Here is a 10,575-nt window from a genome sequence, read left to right on the forward strand (position 1 = left end):
GAAGGACTTGTCGGCCAGGCCGTCGAGGGCGGCCTTGAGCGTGAGCGAGGTGAGCGCGGTCATCTATTCGACCACCTTCGGCACGACGTAGAAATTCCCGGCGCGCCTGGGCGAATTGGACAGCACCGCCTCCGGGTCGCCGCCCTCGGTGATCACGTCGTCGCGCATGGGCAGGGGCACGTGCACGGCCGAGGTCATCGGCTCGACACCGTCGGTGTCGACCTCGTTGAGCTGCTCGATCCACGCCAGGATGCCGTTCAGCTCCTTGGCGAGGCCCTCCAGCTTCTCCTCGGGCTCGGCGATCCGCGCCAGCCTCGCGACCTTGCGAACGGTCGCCGCGTCGATGGCCATGCCATCCCTCCATGAACTTGAGGGCGTGGGTTAGCCGCCGCGCCGGCAATTATCAATGTCATCCCGGAAAGCGCGCGGCGCCGCCGCTTCATCCGACTGGCGGCGTTCGTGTTTATAGGTCCCGGTCTTTCGCGTGCCGCGAAAACCGGGATGACACGGTAAGGAAGGGGACGATGCCTGTTCTCGACCTCCTCGAACTCCCAACCGCCCTTCCCGCCTACGCGCCGCTGGTGGGGCTCGACCTGGGCGAAAAGACCATCGGCGTTGCGGTCTCCGACGCTACGCGCACGGTGGCGAGCCCGCTGGAGCTGATCCGCAAGGTGAAGTTCACCGACGACGCCAAGGCCCTCTTCAAGCTGATGGAAAGCCGCGGGGCCGGCGGGATCGTCATCGGCCTGCCGGTCAACATGGACGGCACGGAAGGGCCCCGCTGCCAGTCCAGCCGCGCGTTCGCGCGCAACCTCCTGCGCCTGAAGGACATCCCCATCGCCTTCTGGGACGAACGGATGAGCTCCATGGCCATCAATCGCATGCTGATCGACGAGGCCGACATGAACCGCGCCCGCCGCGCCGAGGTGGTGGACAAGGCCGCGGCCGGCTGGATCCTGCAAGGCGCCCTGGACCGGCTGCGGAACGGCTAGAGGCCGCCCGCGAAAAGGTCGATCTTGCCGATCTGCACGCCCTTGGCGCGCAGGATTCCATAGGCGGTCGAGAGGTGGAAATAGAGGTTGGTGGTCGCGAACACGGTTAGCCACTGGCCGGCCGGTAGGGTCGGCGACATGCCGTTGCCGATCTCTACGGTGAGCGGCGCGTCGTCGCGGCCGGCGAACTGCTCGGGCGTCAGCGCCGCGAGATAGGCCTTGGCCTCGGCGATGGCGGCCTTGAAGCCGGCAAGGTCGAGGGTGTCGGCATAGGCCGCCGGGACCTCCAGGCCTGCGGCGCGCGCCGTCCACTGGCGGGCGAAGTTGCAGACCACCATCGCCTGGAAACGCAGCGGCGCCATGTCCTCGATCAGCCGCCAATCGAGCATCTCCGTCTCGGATGCGCCGATAGTCTTGGCGTGCGCCGCGCCCTTGGCGAGCAGGCTGTCGAGCGTGGTGAGCTGACGGGAGAACAGGTCGACGAAGGTGAAGAGGCTGACGGTCACGAGGCGCTTCCTGGTTGGCTTTGGGCCGTTCTCCTACCGGTCCGCGGGAGAGTCGGCAAAGGGCGGCTTCCCTCCCCGCACAAAGCCGCCTAAGACGCCCCTTTAATGAATGCCACGCCGCCTGGTCTGAACGAGGTCCTGCAACGGACCTTCTCGTTCCCGAAACGTCACTTCCTATCCAGCACCGATCTGAACGAGGTCGAAGTCGAGAATTTGCTCGACCTCGCCGACGGATTCGTCAGCCTGAACCGCCAGACCTCGAAGAAGCTCGACCTGCTCAAGGGCAGGACGCTGATGAACCTGTTCTTCGAGAACTCGACGCGGACTCAGAGCTCCTTCGAGCTGGCCGGCAAGCGGCTCGGCGCCGACGTGGTCAACATGAGCCCCCGCTCCTCGTCGATCGCCAAGGGCGAGACCCTGATCGACACGGCGGTGACGCTGAACGCCATGCAGCCGGACCTGTTGGTGGTGCGCCACTCCTCGTCCGGCGCGGCCAGCCTGCTGTCGCAGAAGGTGAGCTGTTCGGTGATCAACGCCGGAGACGGCCAGCATGAGCACCCGACCCAGGCCCTGCTGGACGCCCTGTCCATGCGCCGGGCCTTCGGGCGGATCGCCGGGCTGAAGGTGGCGATCTGCGGGGACGTGGCGCACTCCCGCGTGGCGCGCTCCAACCTGGCCTTGCTGCAGATGCTGGGCGCGGAGGTGCGGCTGGTGGGTCCGCCAACACTGATGCCGCCGCAGGCCGACCGCTGGAACGTGGCGATCTTCCACGACATGCGCGAGGGCGTCGCCGGCTGCGACGTGGTGATGATGCTGCGCCTGCAGCTCGAGCGCATGGATGGGGTCATGGCGCCCTCGCAGCGCGAGTATTTCCGCTTCTTCGGCCTGGACCGCGAGAAGCTGGCTTTCGCGGCGCCGCACGTCCGGGTGATGCACCCCGGGCCGATGAACCGCGGCGTCGAAATCGACAGCGACGTGGCCGACGACCTGTCGGTCAGCCTGATCCAGGACCAGGTGGAGATGGGCGTGGCCGCGCGCATGGCCGTGCTGACCTCCCTGGCCGCGCGGCTCGAGAACGACCGATGAGTTCGCGTCCCATCGCCTTCGCTAACGTCCGCCTTGTCGACCCCGCCAGCGGCTATGACGGCCCCGGCGGCGTGATCGTCACCGAAGGCGTGATCGCCGACGTGGTGAAGGGCGCGGACCTCGGCTCCCTGTCCAAGGACGTCGAGGTGATCGACGGCAAGGGCGCCCTGCTGCTGCCCGGCCTGGTGGACATCCGGGTCAAGACCGGCGAGCCGGGGACCGAGACCAAGGAGACCCTGAAATCGGCCGCCCTGGCGGCGGCGGCCGGCGGGGTCACCTCCATCGTGGTGCAGCCCGACACCCATCCGACGATCGACGAGCCGTCGGTGGTCGACTTCATCCTGCGCCGCGCCCGCGACATCGAACTGGTGAAGGTCTACCCGGCCGGCGCCGCCACCAAGGGCGCGGAAGGCCAGCGGATGGCCGAGATCGGGCTGATGGCCGAGGCGGGCTGCGTCTACGTCACCGACGCCGACCGGCCGATCGTGGATTCCAAGGTGCTGCGCCGGGTGCTGGCCTACGCCAAGGCGTTCGGGGTTCTGGTGGCGCACCGGCCCGCCGACCCTTGGCTCTCGGCCGGAGCGGCGGCCAGCGAAGGCGAGTTCGCCTCGCGCATGGGCCTGCCCAGCGTGCCGGCCATCGCCGAGAAGATCATGCTGGAGCGCGACCTGGCGCTGGTGGAACTGACCGGCGCGCCGTTCCTCGTCGACCAGCTGACCACCGCCGACGCCATCGAAAGCTTCCGGCGCGCCCGCGACCGCGGCCTGCCGGTCACCGCCACCACCTCGATCAACCACCTGTCGTTCAACGAGATCGACATCGGCGACTACCGCACCTTCTGCAAGGTCGACCCGCCGCTGCGCAGCGAGGACGACCGCCAGGCGGTGATCGAGGCGGTGGCGTCGGGCCTGATCTCCGTCGTGGTGTCCGCCCACGCCCCGGCCCCGGCCGAGGACAAGCGCCTGCCCTATGACGAAGCCGCGCCAGGAGCGGTGGGCCTGCAGACCCTGCTGCCGGCCCTGCTGACCTTCCACCACGAAGGCCGCATCCCGCTGATCGACCTGATCCGCGCGGTGACCTGCGCGCCCGCCGACCTCCTGGGCCTGGCGTCCGGGCGCTTGGCCAAGGGCGCGCCGGCCGACCTGGTGCTCTGCGATCTCAATGCGCCCCTGATCATCGACGCCGACAAGCTGGTCTCGAAGTCGAAGAACTCGCCGTTCGACGGGCGCAGGCTGCAGGGTAAGGTGCTGCGCACCGTGGTCGACGGACGGACGGTGTTCTCGGCCTGACGCGCCCGCGGCGCGGCGACTTCAGCGGACGCGGGCGAGCAGGCGGCGAACCGCGTCGGCCGCCACGGGCGTCGCGTCGACAGGCGCGCGCGGTCCGGCAGGCATTGCCTCGCCCAGCATCGTCACCAGCTTCTTGTCCGCCAGCGCCTCGACGAAGCGGCCGTGGCGCCGGCCCATCGGCAGGCTGAAGATCGCCACCGGCGCGGTGGTGGCGAGCGCCTCGGAGATCATCGAGACGCTGTCGCTGGTGACCACCAGTCGGTCCGCCAGGGCCAGAATCGGCAGGTAGGGGTTGGGTGGCTCGCCGTCCCAGATGCGCACCGTCGGGTCGTCCAGGTAGCGCGCGCCAAGCGCCGCGACGACGGCGCCCGGGGTCCGGCGCGACGGGGTGATGAGGAGCGATCCGCCGACCTCGCGGCGCAGGGCGTCGAGCTGGTCGGCCAGGCGCTCGGCGTCATCCTGGGCGAACTCCCTGCGATAGGTGGATCCGCCGAGCAGCACGCCGGTCCAGGGGCGCGGCAGGCCGGCGAACCGCGGATCGCCCCGCGCCGCGGCGGCCGCCAGGTCCTCCGGGCGGATGGCGTGCAAGGTGGTGTCGACCGACAGCACATTGGCGCCCCTCAGCCCGTCGTGCGGCATGGCGACCACCAGGTCGAAGGCCTCAGGATGGCTCGGCGGCTGGATGTGGACGCAGATCATGGGCCGCAGGTTGCGCCGCCGGATCGCCATCGCCACCAGGGCGCTGCGCCGGCCACAGGTGACCAGGACGTCAGGCCAGGGTGGCTGAAGAAGGCCGGTGACCGCGGTGACCGATGGCGGCGAAAGCCCGACGAAGGCCGGCGGCCCCAGCGCCCAGAACCGGTTGACCCGGACGACGCGCTCCTGGGCCTCGGGCGACAGCGCGCTCGCCAGGCCGCGCGCCTGCTGGCGGGTCCCGGTCTCTCCGGTGGTCAGATGCCAGACGCGCAGGTCGCCGGGAGGCCGGCCGGCGCCGCTCACTCCGCCTAGGCCACGAGTTGCTTGGTGAAGGCCGACAGCCGATGGCGAAACTGCCCGACGACCGACACGCGGCCGGATTCCACATAGTTGAACTGCAGCGCGCGGCGCGGGCCGACGAACGGCGCATGGCCGTGCCAGGAATTGTCGGTGCGCCGGAAGACCACCATCGATCCCATGGTGGCGGGAATCTCCACCGGCGCCTCGTAGAAGCCGTCCTCGCGGCTCATCAGCCGAAGTTGCCCGTCGTGGTGGCGCCAATCGTCGTTGAGATAGATCAGCAGCGACAGAATCTTCGACTTGGAATCGGTGTGCACCCGCCCGTCGCGCGCCGAGCAATGGCCGCGCAGGGTCACAATCCCCGGCCGGTCCTTCAGGTCCACCTGGAAGATGCGGGCCATCTGCGCGCGGAACCTGTCCGACATCAGGTCGTCGATCAGGGCGCCGAGCGCCGGCCCGGGCGGAGCATCGGTCAGGGAGAAGGATCCGGCGCTCTTGATGGCCGGGAATTCGCCCGGGATCGCGGCGGCGCATTCCGGTTCGAGCACCTGGGGAAGAGCGATGTGGTCGAAGGGATCCCGGACCAATTCGGCGGCCTCAATCGCGCGCCAGTCTAAAGCTGCCATGTACGGCCTCCGGTCGAAGCCCCCCAGTTTGTGGACGCATCCGTTATGAGCTTGACGACGTCAAGCCCCCTTCGCCTCACGCCTCCGAAGCCTGCGGCGACGAATAACTTCGGTCTTCGCTGAAGCCCTGCCGCCGGGGCCGGATCACTGCGCTTCGGCGGGCTTCAGGCCCTCGCGCAGCTCGCGCTTGAGGAACTTGCCGCTGGCGTTGCGCGGCAGCGGGGCTTCGAGGATCCAGATGTAGCGGGGGATCTTGTGACGGGCCATCAGGGCCGCGCAGTGCTCGCGCAGTTCGCCGGCGCCGATCCCCTGCCCGGGCCGCATGACGATGGCCGCCCCGACCTCCTCGCCCAGCCGGTCGTCGGCAACGCCGAAGACGCTGCATTCGGCCACCCCGGCATGCTGGTGGATCACCGCCTCGACCTCGGCGCAGTAGATGTTCTCGCCGCCGCGCAGGACCATGTCCTTCTTGCGGTCGACCAGGAAAATGAAGCCGTCGTTGTCGACGTAGGCCACGTCGCCGGTGTGCAGCCAACCGTCGGTGATCGACTCCGCGGTCGCCTCCGGGCGGTTGATGTAGCCCTTGATGACCGCCGCGCCCTTGACCCACAGCTCGCCCGGCTGGCCCGCCGCGGCCGGCCGGCCGTCGTCGCCGACGATCCTGACCTCGAAGGTCGGCATGGCGCGGCCGCAGCTCGCCGGCTTGTCGACGAAGAAGTCGCCGGCCACCGCCGTGATGATGCCGCAGGTCTCAGTCATGCCGTAGCCGGTGTTCGGCCGGGCGGTGGCGACGGTCGAATCGATCTTGGCCACCAGATCCGGCTGCAACTGGGCGCCGCCGCCGCCGACGGTCAGCAGGCTTGAGGTGTCGTATTTCGCGAAGTCCGGGTGGGTGACCAGCTCGCGGGACATCACCGGCACACCGCTGACGCTGGTGATCTTCTCGCGCTGGATCAACTCCAGGGCCGTGGTCGCGTCCCAGCGGTACATCAGCACCATCTTCCCGCCGGCGGCGGTGGTGACGTAGGCGGCGCAGTTGTTGGCGGTGACATGGAAGAGTGGCGTGGTGATCAGGACCGCGGGCACGGGCGGCGGAGCGGCCGGGTCGACGGCCACGCCGGTGGCGCGGGCGGTGGCCAGCGCCTGCACCTGGCCGGAGAACGCCATGTTCATCAGATTGGTGACGCAACCGCGATGGGTGAGTTGCGCCCCCTTCGGGAAGCCCGTCGTGCCGGACGTGTAGAAGATGCAGGCGTCGGCGTCCGGATCGACCTCCACGGCCGGCATGTCGCCGCCGTGGGCGATCACGTCGCTCCACGCGACGGCGCCCTTCGGAAGGGCGTCAACTCGCGCGCCGACCAGAACCGCCTCGCCCAGCATACCGGGCTGTTCCGCCAGGCGCGCGATGCGCTCGCCGTCGGCGAACAGGACCTTGGGCCGCGCGTCGCCCAGGCCATAGGCCATCTCGGCGGCGGTCCACCAGGCGTTCATGCCCACCACCGCCACGCCCAGGCTGACCGCGGCCCAGTAGATCAGCATCCACTCCGGGTAGTTGCGCATGGCGATGGCGATGCGGTCGCCCGGCGCCACGCCCACGCTCATCATCCAGTTGGCGATCGAGGCGACCTGGGCGTGGGCCTGGGCATAGGTGATCCGCTCGTCGCCATAGACCAGGTAGTCGCGCGGCCCGAAGGCGGCGGTGGAGAGCCAGAGCGCGCGGACGTTGGGCGGCGCCGCCTTGAAGCTGCGCAGCCGCGCGCCCCGCACCTCGACCTCGGCGATCTCGAAGGGCGCCCCCGGCGCCGTGAGGTCAGCCCAGGCCTGATTGAGTTCCGCGTAGTGCATCCTGCCCTCGACGCTGCTGCGTTCTGTGATGTTTGCAGCCTGGTTCCGACCGCTTCGACATCCACATAGGCGAAGACGGGCCGTGGAAGGAAGCCACTGTCGGTCTCGGGCGGCCGCAACTTGCCGCCTGCCGCCCCTCGGCCTATGCAGGGGCGCCCGTCGCATAGCCATTTGGCAATATGCCTATCGTCAATGCCCTGAAGGCGCTCGGAAACGACCGCCGCCTGCAGATCCTGGACTGGCTGAAGGACCCGCGCGCCCATTTCCGGCCGCAGGTCGACGGCGACCTGGTGGATGACGGCGTGTGCGGCCTGCTGATCGCCGAGAAGCTTGGGGTCAGCCAGCCGACGCTGTCCGAGCACATGCGCATCCTGGCGCAGGCCGGGCTGGTGATCCCCAAGCGGATCAAGCAGTGGACCTTCTATCGCCGCAACGAAGCGAAGATCACCGAGCTCAAGAAGGCCTTCTCCAACGACGTGTAGCCGGGCTAGGACTCTCACCTCGAGGGAGCGTCCATGTTCGAAAACCCAATCTTGCCGGCAATCGCCGCGGCGCTGATCGGAGGGTATCTCCTGGGCTCGATCCCCTTCGGCGTGATCATTATGAAGGCGGCCGGCGCGGGCGACCCTCGGGCCATCGGCTCAGGCAACATCGGGGCGACCAACGTGCTGCGCTCGGGCCGCCGGGATCTGGCCGCCCTGACGCTGCTGGGTGATGGGGGCAAGGGAGCGGTGGCTGTGCTGATCGCCTGGCTCGCGAGTAGAAATGATGGAGGTGAGTGGCAGGCCCTGCTGACCTGCCTCGCGGGCGGCGCGGCCTTCGTGGGCCACCTGTTCCCCGTCTGGCTGGGCTTCAAGGGCGGCAAGGGCGTAGCGACCTTCTTCGGCACGCTGCTGGCGGCGGCCTGGCCGGTCGGCCTGATCGCCGGCGCGACCTGGCTGCTGATGGCGGCGGTGTTCCGGATCTCGTCGCTGGCCGCCCTGACGGCGGCGGTCGTGGCCCCGGTGGCGGCCCTGCTGCTGAACCGCCAGCCGGTCGCGGCGCTGGCGCTGGTGATGGCCGTGCTGATCTACATCCGCCACGCCCCCAACATCCGGCGCCTGCTGAAGGGCGAGGAGCCGCGGATCGGCGGCTCCAAGAAAGCACCCGCCGCGTGACGGACACATTGTCGGAGGCCGAGCGGCGCGACTGGCTCCGGTTGGCGCGCACCGAGAACGTCGGCCCGGTCACGTTCGACCAGCTCATCCAGAGGTTCGGGACCGCCGGGCGAGCGCTGGAGGCCCTGCCGGACCTGGCGAAGCGCGGCGGCCGCCGCCTCACCCTGGCCGGCGATGCGGCGGTGGACAAGGAACTGGCGGACGGCGCGGCCCTGGGCGCGCGGCTGATCGCCTCTTGCGAGGCGGCCTTCCCGCGGGCGCTCGCGGCCCTGGACCCGCCGCCGCCGATCCTGTGGGCCCGCGGTCGCGTCGAGATGCTGGACCGCTCCAGCGTCGCCGTGGTCGGCGCACGGGTGGCCTCGGCCGCCGGGCAGAGGTTCGCGCGCGGCCTGGCCTCGGACCTCGGCCAGGCGGGCCAGGTGATCGTCTCGGGCCTGGCCCGCGGCATCGACGCGGCCGCCCACGAAGGCGCCCTGCCGACCGGCACGGTGGCCGTGCTGGGCGGCGGGATCGACGACATCTATCCGCCGGAGCACGCGGCGCTCTATGGCCGGATGGTCGAGGCGGGCTGCGTGGTTTCCGAGAGCGAGCCCGGCCGCACGGCGGTGGCCCGCGACTTCCCGCGCCGCAACCGGATCATCTCGGGCCTGTCGCGGGCCGTGGTGGTGGTCGAGGCCGAGCTGCGCTCCGGCTCGCTGATCACCGCGCGGCTGGCCGCCGAGCAGGGGCGCGAGGTGCTGGCCGTGCCGGGCTCGCCGCTCGACCCCCGCGCCAAGGGGACCAACGACCTGATCCGCCAGGGCGCCGCCCTCTGCGAGGGCGCGGAGGACGTGCTGCGGGCGCTGGACGGCCTGCGCAGCCTGCGCGAGCCGGACCGCCGCTATGACGACGCCGCCGCCGGCGATCCGGACGACGCCCTGCGCGCGGCGGTGGCGGCCCTGATCTCGCCCACCCCGGTTTCGCGCGACGAGATCGTGCGGGCCACCGGCGCTCCGGCCCCGGCGGTGTTCGCAGCCTTGGTGGAACTGGCCCTGGCCGGGCGTTGCGAGCTGGCGCCCGGCGGCATGGTCTCAACCAGCTAACGCCGCAATCTGACCGCAAGGCGCGGAAATATTGGCGCTAGGGACAGAGCCTAGGATGACGGCTCAAAAACCAAGTCGGAGACCACCTCTATGAAACTAAGGATCGCGATCACCCTCGCCGCGCTCGCCGTCGCGGGCTCGGCCTTCGCCCAACCGGGCGGCGGCGGCGGCCCGCCCTCGCCCGAGATGCAGGCGGCCCGGCAGGCGATGCAGGAGGCCTGCGCGGCCGACATGAAGACGCTCTGCGACGGCAAGACCGGCCGCGAGGCGATGATGTGCATCCGCGACAACGCCGACAAGATCAGCACGCCCTGCAAGGACGCGGTGGCCAAGATGATGGCCTCGCGCCGTCCGCCGGCCGGCCAGTAGGTCCGACACATTTCTGAAATGACGGATGGGCCGGCGCTCCTGAAGGACGCCGGCCTTTTCGTGGCCATTTGGGCGGACGATCCTGGGGGACCGCAACCTGGAGACCGCATGATGAGACTGACGCCGCTGATCGCCCTCGCCGCCCTCGCCGCCGCCGGAGCGGCCCATGCCCAGGGCGGCGGCCTGTCGCCTGAGGCGCACGCCGCGCGCGACGCCGTGAGGAAGGCCTGCGCGACCGAGTCGCAGTCCCTCTGCGCCGGCAAGGAGCAGCATGGGATGATGGCCTGCCTGCGCGACAACGCCGCCAAGCTGAGCGCGCCCTGCGCCGACGCCATGTCCAAGATGCCGCGCCGGCAGCCCCACGGCCAATAGCCGCCACGGTCGGGCCGGCGCCCCGATCGGCGCCGGTTTCGGCCGAATCCGAGGCCTGACGGGCGCAACGGCCGACGAGGCCCGCAAAAAGAGCCCCTAAGGGGCTCCGCGCCGCGCGCCTTCAAGGGCCGTTGACAGCCCCCCGGCGCCACCCCCACTTTCCGCGTCCTTCAAGCGCCCGGCCGAGCCGGGGGCTTCGCCATGGAAACCTCAGACCGCCCCCGCATGAACCTCGTCGTCGTCGAGAGCCCGGCC

The 10,575-nt window shown here is 70.2% G+C and carries 13 protein-coding genes; 8 read left to right on the plus strand and 5 right to left on the minus strand.

Features of this window, described 5'->3' with window-relative positions:
• Positions 1-63: 63 nt before the first annotated feature.
• Positions 64-351, minus strand: coding sequence for an Asp-tRNA(Asn)/Glu-tRNA(Gln) amidotransferase subunit GatC (gatC, locus tag VNW53_RS02065; protein ID WP_325553301.1), 288 nt, complete (start codon positions 349-351; stop codon positions 64-66).
• Between the two features lie 173 nt (positions 352-524).
• Here gatC and ruvX point away from each other — a divergent pair, with 173 nt between their 5' ends.
• Positions 525-992, plus strand: a complete 468-nt coding sequence (ruvX, locus tag VNW53_RS02070) for a Holliday junction resolvase RuvX (RefSeq protein WP_325553303.1) — start codon at positions 525-527, stop codon at positions 990-992.
• On the opposite strand, the gene VNW53_RS02075 is transcribed toward ruvX, so the two are convergent.
• On the minus strand, positions 989-1,498 hold the full coding sequence (locus VNW53_RS02075) for a DUF1993 domain-containing protein (RefSeq protein ID WP_325553305.1): 510 nt from the start codon (positions 1,496-1,498) through the stop codon (positions 989-991). The two genes, ruvX and VNW53_RS02075, sit on opposite strands and share 4 nt — an antisense overlap.
• Positions 1,499-1,603: 105 nt before the next feature.
• Between VNW53_RS02075 and VNW53_RS02080 the strand changes: the two genes are divergently transcribed.
• Both VNW53_RS02080 and pyrC read left to right on the plus strand, forming a co-directional pair.
• Complete coding sequence (locus tag VNW53_RS02080; RefSeq protein WP_325553306.1) at positions 1,604-2,584, plus strand: aspartate carbamoyltransferase catalytic subunit; 981 nt, start codon at positions 1,604-1,606, stop codon at positions 2,582-2,584.
• Positions 2,581-3,873: a dihydroorotase gene (gene pyrC, locus VNW53_RS02085; protein WP_325553308.1), complete on the plus strand. Its 1,293-nt coding sequence runs from the start codon at positions 2,581-2,583 to the stop codon at positions 3,871-3,873. Before VNW53_RS02080 ends, pyrC begins: the two co-directional genes overlap by 4 nt.
• A 21-nt stretch (positions 3,874-3,894) precedes the next feature.
• Here pyrC and VNW53_RS02090 read toward each other — a convergent pair whose 3' ends face one another.
• From VNW53_RS02090 to VNW53_RS02100, 3 genes are all read right to left on the minus strand, one after another.
• Positions 3,895-4,872 (minus strand): mitochondrial fission ELM1 family protein, encoded by a 978-nt coding sequence (locus VNW53_RS02090; RefSeq protein WP_325553310.1) that lies wholly within the window; start codon positions 4,870-4,872, stop codon positions 3,895-3,897.
• 5 nt (positions 4,873-4,877) lie between these two features.
• Positions 4,878-5,456: a 2OG-Fe(II) oxygenase gene (locus VNW53_RS02095; RefSeq protein ID WP_325553311.1), complete on the minus strand. Its 579-nt coding sequence runs from the start codon at positions 5,454-5,456 to the stop codon at positions 4,878-4,880.
• Positions 5,457-5,639: 183 nt separating this feature from the next.
• Positions 5,640-7,340, minus strand: coding sequence for a class I adenylate-forming enzyme family protein (locus VNW53_RS02100; protein WP_325553312.1), 1,701 nt, complete (start codon positions 7,338-7,340; stop codon positions 5,640-5,642).
• 179 nt (positions 7,341-7,519) lie between these two features.
• Here VNW53_RS02100 and VNW53_RS02105 point away from each other — a divergent pair, with 179 nt between their 5' ends.
• From VNW53_RS02105 to VNW53_RS02125, 5 genes are all read left to right on the plus strand, one after another.
• Positions 7,520-7,822, plus strand: coding sequence for a metalloregulator ArsR/SmtB family transcription factor (locus VNW53_RS02105; RefSeq protein WP_325553313.1), 303 nt, complete (start codon positions 7,520-7,522; stop codon positions 7,820-7,822).
• 33 nt (positions 7,823-7,855) lie between these two features.
• A complete protein-coding gene (gene plsY, locus VNW53_RS02110) occupies positions 7,856-8,497 on the plus strand; it encodes a glycerol-3-phosphate 1-O-acyltransferase PlsY (protein WP_325553315.1) in 642 nt (213 codons plus the stop codon).
• The gene (dprA, locus tag VNW53_RS02115) at positions 8,494-9,579 is read left to right on the plus strand and encodes a DNA-processing protein DprA (protein WP_325553316.1); all 1,086 of its coding nucleotides are present in this window, start codon (positions 8,494-8,496) and stop codon (positions 9,577-9,579) included. The genes plsY and dprA overlap by 4 nt, the downstream gene beginning before the upstream one ends.
• A gap of 90 nt (positions 9,580-9,669) precedes the next feature.
• Positions 9,670-9,948 carry a hypothetical protein gene (locus VNW53_RS02120; protein ID WP_325553317.1) on the plus strand — a complete coding sequence of 93 codons (279 nt, stop codon included), beginning with the start codon at positions 9,670-9,672 and terminating at the stop codon, positions 9,946-9,948.
• Between the two features lie 108 nt (positions 9,949-10,056).
• A complete protein-coding gene (locus VNW53_RS02125; RefSeq protein ID WP_325553318.1) occupies positions 10,057-10,320 on the plus strand; it encodes a hypothetical protein in 264 nt (87 codons plus the stop codon).
• The last annotated feature ends 255 nt before the right edge of the window (positions 10,321-10,575 follow it).

This window comes from Phenylobacterium sp., assembly GCF_035569475.1.
Classification (GTDB): domain Bacteria; phylum Pseudomonadota; class Alphaproteobacteria; order Caulobacterales; family Caulobacteraceae; genus Phenylobacterium.